This is a genomic window from Aeromonas sp. D3 (assembly GCF_027705025.1).
GTDB lineage: Bacteria > Pseudomonadota > Gammaproteobacteria > Enterobacterales > Aeromonadaceae > Aeromonas > Aeromonas salmonicida.
In genome coordinates, this window is the sequence record NZ_JAPDBE010000006.1 from 101,880 (window position 1) to 118,241 (window position 16,362).

Annotated in this window: 18 protein-coding genes; 8 read left to right on the forward strand and 10 right to left on the reverse strand. The window is 57.5% G+C overall.

The annotated features are described in order from the left end of the window. Positions 1-23: 23 nt before the first annotated feature. Positions 24-929, forward strand: a complete 906-nt coding sequence (locus OKC28_RS06065) for an alpha/beta hydrolase family protein (protein WP_270688167.1) — start codon at positions 24-26, stop codon at positions 927-929. Positions 930-975: 46 nt separating this feature from the next. Here the strand turns inward: OKC28_RS06065 and OKC28_RS06070 are convergent, their stop codons facing one another. Then, on the reverse strand, positions 976-3,354 hold the full coding sequence (locus OKC28_RS06070) for a PilZ domain-containing protein (protein WP_270688169.1): 2,379 nt from the start codon (positions 3,352-3,354) through the stop codon (positions 976-978). Positions 3,355-3,454: 100 nt separating this feature from the next. Here OKC28_RS06070 and radA point away from each other — a divergent pair, with 100 nt between their 5' ends. Continuing rightward, the gene (gene radA / locus OKC28_RS06075) at positions 3,455-4,819 is read left to right on the forward strand and encodes a DNA repair protein RadA (RefSeq protein ID WP_005320438.1); all 1,365 of its coding nucleotides are present in this window, start codon (positions 3,455-3,457) and stop codon (positions 4,817-4,819) included. Positions 4,820-4,911: 92 nt separating this feature from the next. Here the strand turns inward: radA and OKC28_RS06080 are convergent, their stop codons facing one another. Together OKC28_RS06080 and OKC28_RS06085 are read right to left on the reverse strand one after the other, a co-directional pair. Then, a complete protein-coding gene (locus OKC28_RS06080) occupies positions 4,912-5,292 on the reverse strand; it encodes a PilZ domain-containing protein (RefSeq protein WP_005320440.1) in 381 nt (126 codons plus the stop codon). 102 nt (positions 5,293-5,394) lie between these two features. Beyond that, a complete protein-coding gene (locus OKC28_RS06085; RefSeq protein ID WP_005320446.1) occupies positions 5,395-5,877 on the reverse strand; it encodes an Rsd/AlgQ family anti-sigma factor in 483 nt (160 codons plus the stop codon). 341 nt (positions 5,878-6,218) lie between these two features. Here OKC28_RS06085 and hupA point away from each other — a divergent pair, with 341 nt between their 5' ends. Both hupA and OKC28_RS06095 read left to right on the forward strand, forming a co-directional pair. Continuing rightward, entirely contained in the window at positions 6,219-6,491 is a 273-nt protein-coding gene (gene hupA / locus OKC28_RS06090) for a nucleoid-associated protein HU-alpha (protein ID WP_005305063.1), read from the forward strand. 101 nt (positions 6,492-6,592) lie between these two features. Then, positions 6,593-7,018 (forward strand): hypothetical protein, encoded by a 426-nt coding sequence (locus OKC28_RS06095; protein ID WP_005320448.1) that lies wholly within the window; start codon positions 6,593-6,595, stop codon positions 7,016-7,018. An 85-nt stretch (positions 7,019-7,103) separates the two neighbouring features. Here OKC28_RS06095 and OKC28_RS06100 read toward each other — a convergent pair whose 3' ends face one another. Beyond that, a complete protein-coding gene (locus OKC28_RS06100) occupies positions 7,104-7,253 on the reverse strand; it encodes a hypothetical protein (protein WP_021140465.1) in 150 nt (49 codons plus the stop codon). A gap of 2 nt (positions 7,254-7,255) precedes the next feature. Continuing rightward, positions 7,256-8,242, reverse strand: coding sequence for a tRNA dihydrouridine(20/20a) synthase DusA (dusA, locus tag OKC28_RS06105; protein WP_270688172.1), 987 nt, complete (start codon positions 8,240-8,242; stop codon positions 7,256-7,258). Between the two features lie 138 nt (positions 8,243-8,380). Between dusA and zur the strand changes: the two genes are divergently transcribed. Genes zur through OKC28_RS06120 form a run of 3 tightly spaced genes read left to right on the forward strand, consistent with a single transcriptional unit; the run spans position 8,381 to position 9,525 of the window. Beyond that, a complete protein-coding gene (gene zur / locus OKC28_RS06110) occupies positions 8,381-8,839 on the forward strand; it encodes a zinc uptake transcriptional repressor Zur (RefSeq protein WP_005320451.1) in 459 nt (152 codons plus the stop codon). Further along, positions 8,829-9,290, forward strand: a complete 462-nt coding sequence (locus OKC28_RS06115; RefSeq protein WP_005320452.1) for a chemotaxis protein CheX — start codon at positions 8,829-8,831, stop codon at positions 9,288-9,290. Before zur ends, OKC28_RS06115 begins: the two co-directional genes overlap by 11 nt. 4 nt (positions 9,291-9,294) lie before the next feature. After that, on the forward strand, positions 9,295-9,525 hold the full coding sequence (locus tag OKC28_RS06120) for a hypothetical protein (RefSeq protein WP_270688174.1): 231 nt from the start codon (positions 9,295-9,297) through the stop codon (positions 9,523-9,525). A gap of 75 nt (positions 9,526-9,600) precedes the next feature. On the opposite strand, the gene brnQ is transcribed toward OKC28_RS06120, so the two are convergent. Beyond that, on the reverse strand, positions 9,601-10,914 hold the full coding sequence (gene brnQ / locus OKC28_RS06125) for a branched-chain amino acid transport system II carrier protein (RefSeq protein ID WP_270688176.1): 1,314 nt from the start codon (positions 10,912-10,914) through the stop codon (positions 9,601-9,603). 185 nt (positions 10,915-11,099) lie between these two features. Continuing rightward, positions 11,100-11,810, reverse strand: a complete 711-nt coding sequence (locus tag OKC28_RS06130) for a tRNA1(Val) (adenine(37)-N6)-methyltransferase (protein ID WP_270688178.1) — start codon at positions 11,808-11,810, stop codon at positions 11,100-11,102. A gap of 128 nt (positions 11,811-11,938) precedes the next feature. Between OKC28_RS06130 and srmB the strand changes: the two genes are divergently transcribed. After that, positions 11,939-13,162: an ATP-dependent RNA helicase SrmB gene (srmB, locus tag OKC28_RS06135; protein WP_005320462.1), complete on the forward strand. Its 1,224-nt coding sequence runs from the start codon at positions 11,939-11,941 to the stop codon at positions 13,160-13,162. A 188-nt stretch (positions 13,163-13,350) separates the two neighbouring features. On the opposite strand, the gene yaaA is transcribed toward srmB, so the two are convergent. From yaaA to tapT, 3 genes are read right to left on the reverse strand one after another with little or no spacing between them, the layout of a single operon-like run. Continuing rightward, positions 13,351-14,124 carry a peroxide stress protein YaaA gene (gene yaaA, locus OKC28_RS06140; RefSeq protein ID WP_059169418.1) on the reverse strand — a complete coding sequence of 258 codons (774 nt, stop codon included), beginning with the start codon at positions 14,122-14,124 and terminating at the stop codon, positions 13,351-13,353. Positions 14,125-14,155: 31 nt separating this feature from the next. Beyond that, positions 14,156-15,265 (reverse strand): type IVa pilus ATPase TapU, encoded by a 1,110-nt coding sequence (tapU, locus tag OKC28_RS06145; RefSeq protein ID WP_270688181.1) that lies wholly within the window; start codon positions 15,263-15,265, stop codon positions 14,156-14,158. Between the two features lie 35 nt (positions 15,266-15,300). Next, positions 15,301-16,335: a type IVa pilus ATPase TapT gene (gene tapT, locus OKC28_RS06150; protein WP_005320466.1), complete on the reverse strand. Its 1,035-nt coding sequence runs from the start codon at positions 16,333-16,335 to the stop codon at positions 15,301-15,303. Between the last annotated feature and the right edge of the window lie 27 nt (positions 16,336-16,362).

A 16,362-nucleotide genomic window follows, 5' to 3' on the forward strand; every position in this document is an offset into this window, starting at 1 on the left:
GTCACGGAGGACGTCACATCGAGATGGAACTGTTACAGCAATCCCTGTTTATCCCCTGTGGCGCACATCAACTGCATGTGCGTCACATACAGCCGCGGGTGGCGGTACATGGCGAGCCGATCCTGATGGTGCACGGCGCCATCGAGAATGGCCGCATCTTCTACACCGAATCGGGCAAGGGACTGGCCTGCTTTCTGGCACGCCACGGTTATCAGGTCTATGTGGCCGATCTGCGGGGGCGGGGCTTGAGCACACCGGCTATCGCCGAGCAGTCGGAGCATGGTCAGCATGAGTTGATCACCGAGGATCTGCCCGCCTTGCACCGCTGGATTGCGGCGCGTCACAGCGGTTTCAAGCTGAACTGGATGGCCCACTCCTGGGGTGGCGTCATCATGGCCTCGACCCTGGTGCGTTTTCCTGAGCTGATCGAGCAGATCGCCAGCCTGGTGTTTTTTGGCACCAAGCGCGGGGTATCGGTACAAAACCCCGAGCGCTGGTTGAAGGTGGATCTCATCTGGAATCGACTGGCGCCCTGGCTGGCCCGTCGTACCGGTTTTCTGGCGGCCCGCCGTCTGAAGATAGGGGCGGATGACGAGCCGCTGCGCTACTTGCAGGAGACGATCCCCTGGGTCAAATGTGGTCCCTGGCAGGACCCGTACGACGGCTTTTCCTATGGCGAAGCCGCGGCGCGGGTCAACTGGCCGCCGCTCTGGATGATCTCGGCCAAGGCTGACAAGGTGCTGGGTCACCCGACCGATGTGCGTCGTTTCACTGCCGAGATGGGGTCAGCCGCGCGCCACACGAGGCTTGGCAAGGATAACGGCAACCGGCTCGATTACGATCACATCAATATGCTGACTGCGCCGCAGGCGCAGGAGGATCACTTCCCGCAGATCCTCGCGTGGCTGCTCAACCCGCAGGCGGCATGACAATAAAAACAGGGCGCATGTTGCGCCCTGTTTCGTTCAGGCGGGTTCAGTGTTGCGGCGAAGTGATGCCGAGCCGGAACAGGGTGGCCTGACTGGTATCTGTCAGCTCGCCTACCCCCACCACGCTCCACAGCTCCTCTTCCAGCTTTTTGGCCTTGTGAATGGCGAACTTGGCGATGTAGTCCAGCTCGTTGGCGATGAAGTTGGTGTCGGGTCGCCCGGTACGGGAGATGCCGACCAGCACAGAGTAGAACTCCCCCTGGCGCAAGGCCTGTTCGATGAAGCTGCGTTTTTCCGCCAGGTTCTGAAAGCTGCTGGCCAGTCGGCTGGTAAACACGGGCAGGCCGGCTGGTGTATGCAGGCTGGCGATGTAGACCTCTTCCTCCTGGGGCTTGTCCTCCCGCTCGATGGCGCGCAGCGGGTTCATGACCAGCTGTTTGAGCAGGTCTCCCTGGAACAGGGGATAGAGGTTGTCTTGATCGCTGCGCTCGGCATAGGCCCGCAGCAGACGTGACAGGCTGCGTGTATGAGGGGCATGGCCGATGGAGGCCGGTCTCGGGGCTCCCTTCAGCTTGTTGATGTACACAGGGGTACTGAAGACATGGTGGGTGTAGATGTTGCGCAGCGCCCTGGCCATGCCGCGATAACGGCGCTGTTCCTGCGCCGCCTTGAGTTTGTTCTGGTTGCTTTCAATCAGCAGGCTGAAGAACTGGCGGCCGGTATGGCGCTCCGGGTCCCCCTCGATGCAGAGATGCAGCACAGTCCGTGTCTGGTTGATGCTGACCAGCCGGTAGGAGAGGTGTTGCAAGTCCATGCTCTTGGAGAGCTCCTGCAAACGGGGCAAGGCGATGGTGACGATGTCGTCTTTCGCGCCATCGATCGCCTCTTCCAGCTCTATCTGCATGCCGTGGGCCGAGATGTCGCGGGTCCAGCCTAGCCAAGCCTTGCCATTATGCTTGATGGCAACGGCCGTCTTGTGGATGTAGCGTGCTTCTTTGCGCAGTTGAACATAGTGCAGCGTCTCGATTTCAAAGGGGGCCGCCCCGGTATCGTGGCCGAAGCGCTGCAACTCGTTGGCGTTGTGCTGCAAAGTGGCGTCGTATTGAAACTCTTCCCGCTGGTTTTCAAGGCCAATCTCCTGCAACAAGCCGACATGGCTTATCTGCTTGAGACGCTCTTGCAGCAGCATGTCCTGCAACTGCAGGCTCTCCTGGTTCTGTTGGCTGGCTAGATCGGCCTCGTGCAGCGCGCAGCGTTCGAGGCTGAATTTATAGACGCGCCAGCTGGGCCGACGAGCACCAACCTGGAAAAACAGTGAGGTCAGGCCGCTCTGCTGCAACTCTTCCCGGGTGGCGGAGAAAAAATAGAGGTGGCTGCGAACCGAGTGGGTGAAGCAGTAGATCAGGGTCTCACGCAAGGTACCCGCTGCGGGCAGCAGGGATTGCATACGGGCTGCCGAAAAGAGGCTGGCGAGCATGTCGCGGTTCTTGGCATCGCGCCAGTATTCGAGAATGTGCTGGTTATTCTCGGTGCGAAGGGCAATCTCGAGGCTGGGGCTGTCTCCCGAGCCGAAGAACAGCGGCATGCCGGTCATGCGAGGCAGGTAGAACTGCTCGTAGCCCTTGATGATGGCTGCCGACAGCAGGTAGTCGACACTGACCCGATAGCGGCTCTTGTTGCTCTCGATAAATTCCGTGAGGAAGGCATCAAAGCCCGGGTGTTCACCTGTCTTGACCAGCCTCAGCCAATATTTTCCCTCCTTGCTCTCCTCTCCCAAAATCTGGTAGCTGACCGGTTGATGCAGGACGGGATTGGGGTGGTCCCGCTCCAGGCCGGTAAAGAAGACTTCGACCTGGGCACCGGTCTGGTAATTGGGCAGATAGGAGACCGAGACGCGAATGCCGCCGATGGAGAGATCCGAGCTCTTGGCAAACAGCTTTTCTCCATCGGCAAACTTGATCACCACGGGAGAGCTGAAGTGCATTCGCTCCTGACGTCGACCATAGTAGCTGGCGAAGGGAATGGCATTGACGTCGAACTGCCGAAATGGGCTGGTGGGCGGTTGCAACTGATTGTCGCTCTTGTGCTGGTGGTGCTTCTGCCAATATTGCAGCGTCTCGTACACGCCAAGAGTGTACAGATCGCGATAGAGATAGCATTGGGACTGGAACAGGCCTATGGCTTCGGCAGGCATGAAGTGGGTGACCCCTTCAAACTCATGCACCAGGCAGGCGTCTCCCAGCTCGTCACGCATGTCGATGACCCGCCGGCAGAGAGTACATCTGCGCTTGATCTCCATCTTGATCAGAAAACGGCTGTTGCTATTTTCACCTTGAGTCAGGCGGTTGAAAATGTCATCGAAATCTTTTTCTCTGAGCAGAGGAATGAGCTGTTCGATCAGGTGTTGTTGTTGTTCTGAATCCATGTGTTCCTGCCACGGAAAGTCATTTTTCCGATTCTGGGTTTGATCTGTCGGTCGCAAACAAGTATATCAAGCAGGAATTCATCCTGTCCCCGAGTTATCCATGGCCAAAAATAAAACTGCCTATGTTTGTACCGAATGTGGTGCCGACTTCACACGCTGGCAAGGCCAGTGTGGTGAATGCAAGGAGTGGAACACCATTACCGAGGTTCGTCTGGGGTCGGTGACGCCGGGCAAGAACGCCCGCTATACCGGCTACGCTGGCGCCATCGGCAGTCAGGTACAGACGCTGGCTGAGATCGCTACCACAGAGATCCCCCGCTTCTCCTCCGGTTTCAAGGAGCTGGATCGGGTGCTTGGCGGTGGTGTGGTGCCGGGTTCTGCCATCCTGATCGGCGGTAATCCGGGGGCGGGCAAGTCCACTCTGTTGCTGCAGACCATGTGTGGCCTGGCCGAGCGGATGAAGACCCTTTATGTCACGGGGGAAGAGTCGTTGCAGCAGGTGGCGATGCGCGCCGGCCGGCTGGGCTTGCCCACCGACAAGCTGCGGATGCTGTCGGAGACCAGCGTCGAGCAGATCTGCATCATCGCTCAGCAGGAGCAGCCGCAGATCATGGTCATCGACTCCATCCAGGTGATGCATGTGGCGGATGTGCAGTCATCTCCCGGCTCCGTCTCCCAGGTGCGGGAGGCTGCGGCCCTGTTGACCCGTTATGCCAAGCAGAATCACGTCGCCATCTTCATGGTGGGCCACGTCACCAAGGACGGCACCCTGGCGGGCCCCAAGGTGCTGGAGCACTGTGTCGACTGCTCAGTGCTGCTGGATGGTGCCAATGACTCGCGTTTTCGCACCCTGCGCTCCCACAAGAACCGCTTCGGTGCCGTCAACGAACTCGGCGTGTTCGCCATGACGGGGCAGGGCATGCGCGAGGTGAGCAATCCCTCCGCCATTTTCCTCAGCCGGGGTGAAGAGCAGGCGCCTGGCTCCATCGTCATGGTGATCTGGGAGGGCACCCGGCCACTGTTGGTCGAGCTGCAGGCGCTGGTGGATTACTCCCAGCTCTCCAATCCGCGTCGGGTGGCGGTGGGGATGGATCACAACCGGCTTGCCATGCTGCTGGCCGTGCTGCACCGCCACGGCGGGCTGCAGATGGCGGATCAGGATGTCTTCATCAACGTGGTGGGGGGCGTCAAGGTTGAAGAGACCAGTGCGGATCTGGCTCTCTTGCTGGCCATGGTCTCCAGTTTTCGAGACCAGGCCTTGCCCAAAGACCTGGTGGTCTTTGGCGAAGTGGGTCTGTCCGGCGAGATCCGGCCCGTGCCGTCCGGTCAGGAGCGGTTGCAGGAAGCGGCCAAACACGGTTTTCGCCGTGCCATAGTGCCTTATGCCAATGCACCCAAGCACCCCATCGAGGGGATGGAAGTGGTACCGGTGAAGAAGCTGGCAGATGCGCTTGAGGCGTTGTAACCCCACATCCAGCGTTGTTGGCACAGTGTGAAGATTCAGCAATAAAAAGGAGCGCAAACCGGCGCTCCTTTTTATTGATTCTGGACTGGGGCTCAGGGATGAGGATGTTCCAGGTGCTCGTCCAGCAGTTGCTCCAGTTCACGGTGGAGCAAGTCTTCGTCGCCGACGTTGAGCTCTATCATCCGCTTGAGGTGGGTCGCACTGTCGATATCGATATGGTGGCAGTAGAACCCCAGTTTCTTGCTGGCTTCATGGGTCAGCTCCACCTGCATCTTGATCTCGATGTCACTGCCGCTCAGGACAAAGCCGAGTTCATACTCTTTGTTATCACGGCTCTCCCAGTCATCGGGCCGGATCAGAAGCGCCCCTTGCAGAGAGACATCGACCAGTTGGGTCCGCCATGTTTTATCTCCCTGGACGAGGTCGGCCATGGTCAAGTAGAGGATCCGTGAGAAACGTCGACGCTCGGACATTATCATCTCCTGTCAGCAATAGGGATTAGCGCTATAAGGTCATGACATAGAGTGTAATGCACCTTGCGCATCAGGATCTTGAACTGGCTCCGAAATTGGATATCAAACCCGTTGGGCGCTGAGTGACTCTACCACTTGCAGTGCCTTGACCAGCCGATCTTCCTGTTTGAAGCGATCCTCCAGTACAGGTCCCAACTGATTCAAATCCTCATCAAGCAGCAACATTTGAGCTTCGTCTGCGTTGCTGTACTTGTCGTTGAATTCCAGTGCGAATTCAGTGCATTCCCGAATGTGGGGATAGATGCGCTTGGCCAGTTCCAGCTTGTCACCGCTGGCCTGTTCAAAGGCGGCGACCACATGGTTGTAGATCTCGAAGTGACCGGCGCTGACGTAGTCGACCAGCTGATCGCAAAAGCGTTGCAGCTCGGATGGACTGGGCAGTGAGCGTTGTTTGTTGCGGGCGGGGGTCAGCCCGGCGAGCCGCATGTATTCGACCAGCAGTGCCTGCCTGGCATCCAGCCAGTCATCGATAGCACGGTGTTTTCCTGCCAATGCGCGCTTTGTTTTTTCCAGTTCAGTTAACATAATCCCTCCGTGGGGCATAGGCATGGAGTGCTATCGCTACAGGCCTCCGGCCTTTCTTATTGACTGACGACACTCCCTATAACTAGGGAAAATCCGGTTGACCGTCAATAGGTGTATGGGGATATTGTTACGTCAGGTGGTGTTTTGGCTACAAGACGTCATCATTTGTTCTCCCCTTCCTGTCGCTCACGATAACGAAGTAGCGAGATATGTGACTATTTCCGCAGATCTTGATGAAAACCCCAGCATTCAAGCCAATCTGGCTGATAAAGCCTTTGCCTGAGTGTTTTTTTTTGAATAGAGTGGCCCGGTGCTAAATGCCCGATCATAAAGGAAATGTTATGAACAAAGCTCAACTTGTCGATGCAATTGCAGCCAAAGCAGATCTGAGCAAAGCTCAGGCCAAAGTGGCTCTGGAAGAGATCATCAATGGTATTACCCAGAGCCTGAAAGAAGGCGATGCCGTGCAGTTGGTGGGTTTTGGTACCTTCAAGGTGAACCATCGCGCTGGCCGTACTGGTCGTAACCCGCAGACTGGTAAAGAAATCCAGATTGCAGCCGCGAATGTGCCGTCCTTTGTGGCAGGCAAGGCGCTGAAAGACGCCGTCAAGTAATCGTGTAAAACCCGGCGCCAGCCGGGTTTTTTATTGCCATCGTCAGCGGAATTTGTTTCAGATACACTCAAGATATGGCGTGCGCCGTAGTGAGGTGGATGATGGAACAGAAAAATGCCATTCGGCAGGTTGCCGTACCTTGGGCTCCGTCCCGCCAACTCCCCCCAGGCCTGGTTGTGGCCGAGCTTCATCAGGATATCTGGAGTGATTCCCTGACCGTCATGCTGGGTCGGGCGCGCAGTATCGATCTGCCGCCACAGATCCTGTGTCGAGTCTATTTTCGTCATATCTTCGCCGTTCGGGTCATGGAGGACTGTGATCTGTCGGAAGGCAAGGAGAGCCATGCCATCGAGGAGCAGATCCAGCTCATCACCCCGTCCCGTTTCGCCAGCTGGTTCCATCAGGAGTCGGAGGGCCTGCATCTGGATGAGGATTTGCAGCACTATCGCATCTCGACCTGGGACTACTGTGCCGACGTACTGACATCATTTGCGCCCGAACTGCAGTTTGTGGACAAGGGGGAGTAACTCAGGAGCGATGGCCCCATAGAGAAAAGCGGGTAACACCTGGTGTTACCCGCTTTTTCATTGGTTGGCAGGGAGGTGGCATGGATCAGCTCAGCAAATGATCCTTGTGCAGGCCCAGCACGATCAGCAGACCGAGAAAGTAGAAGGCGCTGAGCTTGATGCCGAGGATGGCCAACAGTCCGGCGCAGAGCCGGACAACTGCCTTGTGCAGCCATGAACCCGTGAAGCGGTACATGATCACTCTACCGATTCGGCGTTGGCGAATTCCGGCACCTTGGCCATGGCATCCAGCACGACTTGAATGCCGGCGCCCGGTTTGCAGGCGTTCTCGCTAAGGTGACGACGCCAGGCACGGGCTCCCTGCATGTTCTGGAACAGGCCCAGCATGTGGCGGGTCATGTGGGAGAGATAGTTGCCTTTGGCCAGCTCCTGCTCCATGTAGGGGAGCATCATTCGCACCACTTCATGGCGGCTCTGGATCTCGCTCGTCAGACCGAACAGCTGGCTGTCTACCTGCGCCAGTATGTAGGGGTTCTGGTAGGCTTCGCGCCCCATCATGACCCCATCCACCTGCTGCAGATGTTCCAGCGTTTGCTCGAGGCTGGTGACACCGCCGTTGAGAGCTATGGTCAGCTCGGGATAATCCTGTTTGACCCGATAGACGCGGGGATAGTCGAGTGGCGGGATTTCGCGGTTTTCACGTGGGCTCAGACCGCTGAGCCATGCCTTGCGGGCATGGACGATAAAGGTATCGCAACCGGCATCGCGCACCTGCTCGATAAAGGCCTGCAAAAATTCGTAGGAGTCCTGATCGTCGATACCGATCCGGGTCTTGACCGTCACCGGGATATCGACCGCATCGCGCATCGCCTTGACGCAGTCGGCCACCAGCGCCGGTTCACCCATCAGGCAGGCACCGAAGCGGCCATTTTGAACCCGATCTGACGGGCAGCCGACGTTGAGGTTGATCTCGTCATAGCCGCGCTCCCGGGCCAGCTTGGCGCAGTGGGCCAGATCCGCCGGATTGCTGCCACCCAGTTGCAGAGAGACGGGGTGCTCCTGCTCGCTGTAACCCAGATAATCTCCTTTGCCATGGATGATGGCACCCGTGGTCACCATTTCGGTATAAAGCAAGGTCTGGCGGGTCATCAGACGGTGGAAATAACGGCAATGCCGATCGGTCCAGTCCAGCATGGGGGCGATGGAAAAACGCTGCGCCTGCATAAAAATCATCCGGGTTGGCTAAACAAAGGGGCGGGATTTTATCACAACGTGAGGCAGCCCCAGAAAATGAATTTTGTCGCCGCGCCATGCGAGGCCCTGTGGTAGTATCCGGCTAATAGAAAGGGTATTTGCGTGATCATGAATCAAGACCAACTTTTACAACGAGCCGAACGACTCTGCGAACAACGCGGGATCCGCTTCACCCCTACCCGGCGCCAGGTATTCACTCTGCTGGCCGCCCACGGCAACGCCATTAGCGCCTATGATCTGCTGGCTCAACTGCAGCAAACCGAGGCTCATGCCAAGCCGCCGACTGTCTATCGAGCGCTCGATTTTTTGCTCGAGCAGGGTTTTGCCCACAAGGTGGAGTCGCTCAACGCTTTCATATTCTGCTGTCATTTTGACCATGCCCATCCGATGCAGTTGCTGATCTGTGACGAGTGCGGGGATGTGGTAGAGCTTCATGATACTGCCATCGATAGCGCGTTTTCCGAGCAGGCCCACCAGCATGGTTTTACTATTACCAATAAGACAATAGAGGCACATGGACAATGTGCTCGCTGTACGCCCACCGTAGGAAGTCAACATGAAGGCTGATTTTGTAAACCCATTCCTGCTTTCCCTGCTCAATGTGCTTTCTACCATGGCACAGCTGGAGCTCAGACCAGGGAAACCCAAGCGCAAGATGGACGAACTGGCGCGCGGCGATGTCTCTGGTCTTATCGGCATGGTCGGTCCGCAGACCCGGGGTTCCCTCTCCATCAGTTTCGAGAAGGGGCTGGCACTGGAGATCATGCGCCGCATGCTGGGTGAAGCGCCGGCGACCATCAACGAAGAAGTGACCGACATGGTGGGCGAGATCACCAACATGGTGACCGGCGGCGCCAAGCGCATGCTGGGAGAGAAGGGCTACGAGTTTGATATGGCGACCCCCATCATTGTCTCGGGCCCGAACCATACCATTACCCATAGGGCCGACGGCACCAAGATCATGATGCCGTTCGAGTCAGACTACGGTCGTGCCACCATCGAAATCTGTTTCGAGTAATGCTATGTGGAAAGCGCTGAAATGGCTTTTCATCGGCTGGGTTTTGCTACTCATATTGTCTGATGTCCAGATCAGCACCTCGCTCTATAAGTACGACGACAACAAGGTGGTAGTGAGTTTTCCGCGCTGGCAGGCAGACAGGCCCTGGGGCACGTTCCAGTGGCATGCCGGTCGGATCGAGACGCACTGGTATGGCCTGGAAGGCAAACCCAAACCGGTAGTCCCGCTGCTTTGATGTTGTGGTGACGGATCAGAGAAAAGAGAGAGGCCAGCATATGCTGGCCTCTTTTTATATCGGAACAAATTGTTGTCAGGCGGCTTCGGCAGCCAGCTTCTCGCTGGAGCGCACCGCCATGCCCAGGCCACAGGCCAGCAGGGTCGGCAGCAACCAGGCCAGGCCCTTGTCAAACAGTGGCAGGAAGGCAAAGGCATCCATCTTCATGCCGGCAGCACCCAGACCATCCAGGCAACCGAACAGGAACGCCACCATCAGGACAGAGCGGAATGCCAGACGGGGACGACCGAAGTATCCCTTCAGGAAGGTGACCAGCACCAGTGCCACTGCGACCGGATAGATGGCGACGAGCACAGGGATGGAGAGGCTGATAAGCTGGCTCAGACCCACGTTGGCGACGATGGCGCAGATGGTACCCAGCAGGACAACCAGCTTCTTGTAGCTCATGCCTGTGAGATTGTGGAAGAAGTCGGAACAGGCGGAGATGAGGCCCACTGCGGTAGTGAAGCAAGCCAGGGTGATGATGCCGGCCAGGATGAACTGACCCGGTTGACCAAACAGGCTCAGCACATAGGCGTTGACGATGGCGCCGCCATTGCTGACGTCGGTGGCAACCCCGGCTGCGGTATTACCCAGCTGGAACAGTGAAACATAGACCACGGACAGGCCGATGGCAGATATAAGGCCTGCAATGGCCAGGTATTTGAACTGGCTCTTGTAGTCGTTGATCCCCTTCTGGCGCAGCAGATCGATGATCAGGGCACCAAACATCAGGGAGGCCAGGGTATCCATGGTGTTATAGCCTTCCAGGATCCCCTTCACGAACGGGCCCTCGAGATAGTCACCGGTGGCGCTCGGTATTGTACCTTGCGGTGCGACGAAGACGCCGACGGCCAGGGTCAGCAACAGAACCATCAGAACCGGCATCAGGTATTTGCCGATGGTATCCATCAGCTTGCCCTGATTGAGGGAGACCAGTATGGCAATGCCGAAGAAGATCACTGTATAGGCGGCAAGACCGGCTTGACCCATATCACCGATAAAGGGCTTGAGGCCCATTTCATAGGCAACCAGACCGGTACGGGGAGCAGCAAAGGCCGGGCCAATGATGATATAGATGGCCACGGCCAGTGCGGTTGCCAGACCGGCAGGCAGCAACTTGGTCATGCCAGCCCAGCCATTGCCCGCTTTGGCGACGGCAATGATGGTGATGAGGGGCAGGCCCACGGCTGTGACCAGGAAGCCCAGCATGGCAAGGGAGAGGTGCTCACCTGCCATGTAGCCTGCCAATGGCGGGAAAATGATGTTACCGGCGCCCAGATAGAACGCAAAGGTCATGAAGCCCAATCCGAGTACATCGGAAAATGTGAGTGATTTCGTCAAGTTCAACCTCGTCTGTCTTGTAAACTATTGCTTGTTATAGTTTTTTATTGGTCAGTGACCGGCGTTGTTCAGGGGTAAAAAAAAGGAGCCCCGCGTGTTTTTTCATCACAACCAGTGGTTTGAGCTGGTCTGGAGCGGGCGCTCGTTTGAGAGTCAGCATAATGGCGTGAAAAAATAGTTCAAGACGAAATTTACATCTTCAAATAGAAGGGGTGGGTCAGTTGGATGTATCTGTCGGAATAGGCTCCCCCAGCAGAATGGATCACAATCTCACCCTGCTCGCACCTGTTTAATCCTCTGCCAAGTAGCAATAAAACACGATTTGCCTCTTTCCCAGCTCTGGTGATAACAGCTGTATAACAAACTCCATGCAGATCATAATCTGCCGAGATGCATAAAATTTCATCGGCCATGGCGGTCGGCAACACCAGCGCGACTTGTCCGACAGGGGTCAGCAAGCGATCGCATGCGGCCAGCAGATCCCGGCTGTCGAGGGAGCCTGTATGTCGAGCCAGTGCCCTGGCCGGGTCGCGCAGAGACTGGCCTGCCCCAAAGTAGGGGGGGTTGGAGACGATGAGGTCATAGGGGGTCGCCTGATAATCCTGAATGGCGCCCCCCATGATGTTGATCCGGGTTGCCCAGGGGGAGGCCGCCACATTCTCTCTGGCCTGAGTCGCTGCATTCATATCCAGCTCCACCGCATCTATGATGCAGTCGGATCTGCTGCGTTGGGCCAGCATGAGTGCAACCAGGCCGCTACCGGTACCTATGTCCAGCACCCGGCGGGTCTCGGCCACCGGTGCCCAGGCGCCCAGCAGTATGCCGTCCGTGCCGACTTTCATGGCGCAGCGGTCGTGCTCGACGTGAAACTGTTTGAAGGTAAAGCCGCTGTTTCGTCCCATCTGACCCCCGTCATATGCCAGTTACACACAAAATGGTCGGCGATTATAGCGACTAAGCCACAGTCACCATAGGAGCCGACGACATAATCGCCTATAATCTGCCGTTTCCTTAATGACCGAGTATTGCCATGAGCCAGTCCTTTGATGATTTCGACCTGCATCCAGCCCTCAACCGGGCCTTGGCCGAGATGGGATTCACCCGCCCGACCACCATCCAGCAGATGGTGTTGGAGCCAGCCCTGGACGGCCGCGATATTCTGGCATCCGCTCCGACCGGTACCGGCAAGACGGCGGCCTTCGTGCTGCCTGCCCTGCAACATCTGCTGGATTTCCCGCGCCGCAAGCCGGGCCCGTGCCGCATGCTGATCCTGACCCCGACCCGCGAGCTGGCGTTGCAAGTTACTGCCCACGCCAAGGCGCTGGCGGTGCACACCAACCTCAGCATCGAGACTATCATTGGCGGCGTCAGCCACGAAGAGCAGCTGCCTGCCCTGACCAAGACCACCGACATAGTGGTCGCTACTCCGGGCCGTCTGCTTGAGTACATAGATAAAGAAGAGTTCGAGAGCCACGACATCGAAGTGCTGGTGCTAGATGAAGCGGACCGCATGCTGGACATGGGTTTTGTCAAGGATGTGAATCGGATAGTGGCGGAGGCGCGGTATCGCAAGCACACCATGCTGTTCTCTGCGACCCTGGAAGGGGCCGGGCTGGAGAAGTTTGCCAACGAGATCCTCAACGAGCCGGTTGAACTCCATGCCGAGCCGCCCCGCAGCGAACGTCGCCCAATTACCCAGTGGGTACATCTGGCCGATGACGCCGCCCACAAGCTGGCCCTGTTGATCCACATCCTCAAGGATCCGGAAACCCAGAAAGCCATCGTCTTCGTCAGAACCCGCGAGCGCCTGGCAGAACTCTCAGGCCAATTGCAGGCTGCGGGTATTCCATGTGCCTGGATCCGTGGCGAGATGGAACAGAGCAAGCGTGTCGAGTCGATCCGCAAGTTCCATGCAGGGGAAGTCCCTTTCCTCGTTGCCACCGACGTTGCCGCCCGTGGCATTGACCTGCCCAACGTCAGCCATGTCATCAACTATGACATGCCCTATGGTACAGACGTCTATGTGCACCGCATCGGCCGTACCGGTCGCGCCGGCAACCGTGGCTGCGCCATCAGCCTGGTGGAAGCCCACGACATGGGCATGGTCGCCAAGATTGAGCGTTACACCGAAGAGCGTCTCAAGCGCCGGGTGATCGATGAGCTGCGTCCCAAGCACAAAGAAGCACGAGTGCCGGTGAAGAAGAAAAAGCCGAAGGATGGCAAGAAGAAGAGTGCCAAGAAGAAAAAGAAGTAAGCCATACCTGCAGCAACGGCCATCCTCGGATGGCCGTTTTGCCAAGTGGATCCTGGATGGGAGAGTAGCGCGGAAATCGCGCGCAGAAAAAAGCCGACGCATAGACGTCGGCTGATAAAAAGTGCTTACAACAGAGGATTCACGTATTCAGACCCGGGGATCCTGAATTTGGTTCCCTCTTTCTGTAATTAATTTTCGGCACGTTTAAACATCAGGGTATGAGCGTCAGACTCTTCTGGCACGAAGTAGTAACCATCGACGTTGAAACCAGTCAGTTGCTCAACCTCGGTCAGCCTGTGTTTGATGATGTGGCGGGCCATCATGCCGCGCGCCTTCTTGGCGTAGAAGCTGATGATCTTGAACTGGCCATTCTTCTCGTCCTTGAACACAGGGGTGACGATCCTGCCCTTCAGTGCTTTCGGTCGTACCGACTTGAAATACTCGTCAGAGGCCAGGTTGATCAGCACCTCGTCCCCCTGCGCTGCCAGCGCTGCATTGATGTGCTGGGTAATCACATCCCCCCAGAACTGGTAGAGGTCCTTGCCGCGACTGTTATCGAGCCGGGTCCCCATCTCCAGCCGATAGGGCATCATGAGATCGAGCGGGCGCAGTACGCCGTAGAGGCCGGAGAGCATGCGAAGGTGCGCCTGGGCAAAGTCGAAATCCCCGTCGCTGAAATCTTCTACCGCAAGCCCTGTGTAGACATCTCCCTTGAACGCAAGCAGCGCCTGGCGGGCATTGTCCGGATGGAAGTCAGGTTGCCACTGGGCAAAACGGGCGGCATTGAGGCCGGCCAGCTTGTCGCTGATCTTCATCAGGCTGGCGATTTGATCTGGGCTCAGCTGGCGGGCCCGGGTGATCAGCTCAGCCGAGTGATCCAGCAATTGGGGTTGGGTGAAACGGGAGGTCACCAGAGGTGACTCGTAATCCAGCGTCTTGGCCGGGGAAACCACAATCAGCATAACGATCCTTTATAGCGGTGACACACGCCCCTCATTCATCCAGGGTGACGTTGTCGAGTGTGCCTGCACCCATCTGCTCACGGCCGGACAGCTTGATCAGCAGTCGCAGGTCGTTGGCCGAGTCGGCATGGGCAAGGGCCTCACTGTAGCCAATTTGGCCGGCACAAAACAGGGTAAACAGCGCCTGATCGAAGGTCTGCATGCCAAGCTCGGTGGATTTGGTCATCACCTCCTTGAGACGGTGAACCTCACCTTTGCGGATGATATCCGTGATGAGCGGCGTGTTGAGCAGCACTTCAAAGGCCGCGAAGCGGCGGCGACCATCCAGGCTTGGCACCAGTTGCTGGGCGACGATGGCGCGCAGGTTGAAGGAGAGATCGAACAGTAACTGACGGTGTTTCTCCTGCGGTACCAGATGAAGGATGCGATCCAGCGCCTGGTTGGCATTGTTGGCGTGCAGGGTCGCGAGGCAAAGATGGCCGGTCTCGGCAAATTGCAGTGCGAACTCCATGGTTTCCTGGCTTCGGATCTCGCCGATGAGGATAACGTCAGGTGCCTGGCGCAGGGAGCTCTTCAGCGCCACATCGAATGATTCCGTATCTATGCCCACTTCCCGCTGGGTGATCAGGCTGCGGCCGTGCTGATGCACGAACTCCACCGGATCTTCCACCGTCAGGATATGGCCATCCGCATTCTGGTTGCGATAGCCGATCATGGCTGCCTGAGTGGTGGATTTGCCCGTTCCGGTGGCACCGACGAACAGCACCAGGCCGCGTTTGGCCATGGCCACCTCCTGCAAGATGGGCGGCAGGGTCAGTTCGTCAAAGGTTGGAATGCGGGTCTCGATACGGCGCACCACCATGCCCGGCAGCTCCTGCTGCCAGAAGGCACTCACCCGAAAGCGTCCCAGTGCCTCGCGGTGGATGGCGTAGTTGCCCTCCTTGGTGCGGATGTAGCGCTCGAAATGCTCAGGGCTGAGCGTCTCCCTGACCAGGTTCAGCGCGCTCTGCTTGTCGAGCGCTTCGCTGCCGAGGGAGAACAGATGCCCGTTGATCTTGAGGGTGGGGGGCGTACCAACCGTGATGAACAGATCCGAGCCTTTGCGTGCGACCAGTTCGACCAACAGGGCATCCAGATTCATAACGACTCCTTCCTTAGATTCGTTTTCCGTTGTGGTTACACGCTATTGGGGTCGACCGCCTTGGCCTTGGCATCGAGTGAGGCGACCACACCACGGCTGACCAGCTGCTTGAGGCTCTGATCCATGGTCTGCATGCCATGGGTCATCCCGGTCTGGATCACGGAGTAGAGCTGGGCGATCTTGTCTTCCCGTATGAGGTTGCGCACAGCGGGTATGCCCATCATGATCTCATGGGCCGCTACCCGGCCGCCGCCTATCCGTTTGAGCAGGGTCTGGGAGATAACCGCCCGCAGGGATTCGGAGAGCATGGAGCGCACCATGTCTTTTTCCGCACCTGGGAAGACGTCGATGATACGGTCTATGGTCTTGGCTGCCGACGAGGTGTGCAGGGTGCCGAATACCAGGTGGCCGGTCTCGGCCGCCGTCATTGCCAGACGAATGGTCTCGAGGTCACGCATCTCGCCCACCAGTATGATGTCCGGGTCTTCCCGCAGTGCCGAACGCAGGGCGTTGCTGAAGCTCTTGGTGTCCCTGTGAACTTCCCGCTGGTTTACCAGACAGCGTTTGTTCTCGTGCACGAATTCGATGGGGTCTTCGATGGTGAGTATGTGGTGATGGAAGTTCTCGTTGATGTAGTTGACCATGGCCGCCAGTGTGGTGGACTTGCCCGAGCCGGTCGGCCCTGTCACCAGTACCAGGCCGCGCGGGTATTCGGAGATCTTGCGGAAGATTTCGGGAGCATCGAGATCCTCCAGGCTCAGCACTGTGCTGGGGATGGTACGGAATACGGCCCCCGAACCGCGGGATTGCTGGAAGGCATTGACCCGGAAGCGGGCCAGATTGGGGACTTCGAACGAGAAGTCGACCTCGAAGTTCTCTTCCAGTTCCTTGCGCTGGTGGTCGTTCATGATGTCGTAAATGAGGGCATGCACTTCCCTGTGTTCCAGGGCGGGCAAATTGATCTTGCGAACCTCACCATCAACCCTGATCATCGGGGGAACCCCGGCCGAGAGGTGTAGATCCGAGGCTTTATGCTTTACACTGAAAGCCAATAACTCTGTGATATCCATAGACTTGTCATTCTCCCATCACAAGAT

What these genes read in the sequence shown, in the direction of transcription:
- OKC28_RS06115 (WP_005320452.1), top strand. Translation starts at nt 8,829, where the DNA reads ATGAAGGCTGATTTTGTAAACCCATTCCTGCTTTCCCTGCTCAATGTG.
- hupA (WP_005305063.1), top strand. Translation starts at nt 6,219, where the DNA reads ATGAACAAAGCTCAACTTGTCGATGCAATTGCAGCCAAAGCAGATCTG.
- OKC28_RS06070 (WP_270688169.1), bottom strand. Translation starts at nt 3,354, where the DNA reads ATGGATTCAGAACAACAACAACACCTGATCGAACAGCTCATTCCTCTG.
- OKC28_RS06065 (WP_270688167.1), top strand. Translation starts at nt 24, where the DNA reads ATGGAACTGTTACAGCAATCCCTGTTTATCCCCTGTGGCGCACATCAA.
- OKC28_RS06095 (WP_005320448.1), top strand. Translation starts at nt 6,593, where the DNA reads ATGGAACAGAAAAATGCCATTCGGCAGGTTGCCGTACCTTGGGCTCCG.
- radA (WP_005320438.1), top strand. Translation starts at nt 3,455, where the DNA reads ATGGCCAAAAATAAAACTGCCTATGTTTGTACCGAATGTGGTGCCGAC.
- OKC28_RS06100 (WP_021140465.1), bottom strand. Translation starts at nt 7,253, where the DNA reads ATGTACCGCTTCACGGGTTCATGGCTGCACAAGGCAGTTGTCCGGCTC.
- OKC28_RS06130 (WP_270688178.1), bottom strand. Translation starts at nt 11,810, where the DNA reads ATGGGACGAAACAGCGGCTTTACCTTCAAACAGTTTCACGTCGAGCAC.
- OKC28_RS06085 (WP_005320446.1), bottom strand. Translation starts at nt 5,877, where the DNA reads ATGTTAACTGAACTGGAAAAAACAAAGCGCGCATTGGCAGGAAAACAC.
- tapU (WP_270688181.1), bottom strand. Translation starts at nt 15,265, where the DNA reads ATGAATCTGGATGCCCTGTTGGTCGAACTGGTCGCACGCAAAGGCTCG.
- zur (WP_005320451.1), top strand. Translation starts at nt 8,381, where the DNA reads ATGAATCAAGACCAACTTTTACAACGAGCCGAACGACTCTGCGAACAA.
- OKC28_RS06080 (WP_005320440.1), bottom strand. Translation starts at nt 5,292, where the DNA reads ATGTCCGAGCGTCGACGTTTCTCACGGATCCTCTACTTGACCATGGCC.
- tapT (WP_005320466.1), bottom strand. Translation starts at nt 16,335, where the DNA reads ATGGATATCACAGAGTTATTGGCTTTCAGTGTAAAGCATAAAGCCTCG.
- dusA (WP_270688172.1), bottom strand. Translation starts at nt 8,242, where the DNA reads ATGCAGGCGCAGCGTTTTTCCATCGCCCCCATGCTGGACTGGACCGAT.
- OKC28_RS06120 (WP_270688174.1), top strand. Translation starts at nt 9,295, where the DNA reads ATGTGGAAAGCGCTGAAATGGCTTTTCATCGGCTGGGTTTTGCTACTC.
- yaaA (WP_059169418.1), bottom strand. Translation starts at nt 14,124, where the DNA reads ATGCTGATTGTGGTTTCCCCGGCCAAGACGCTGGATTACGAGTCACCT.
- srmB (WP_005320462.1), top strand. Translation starts at nt 11,939, where the DNA reads ATGAGCCAGTCCTTTGATGATTTCGACCTGCATCCAGCCCTCAACCGG.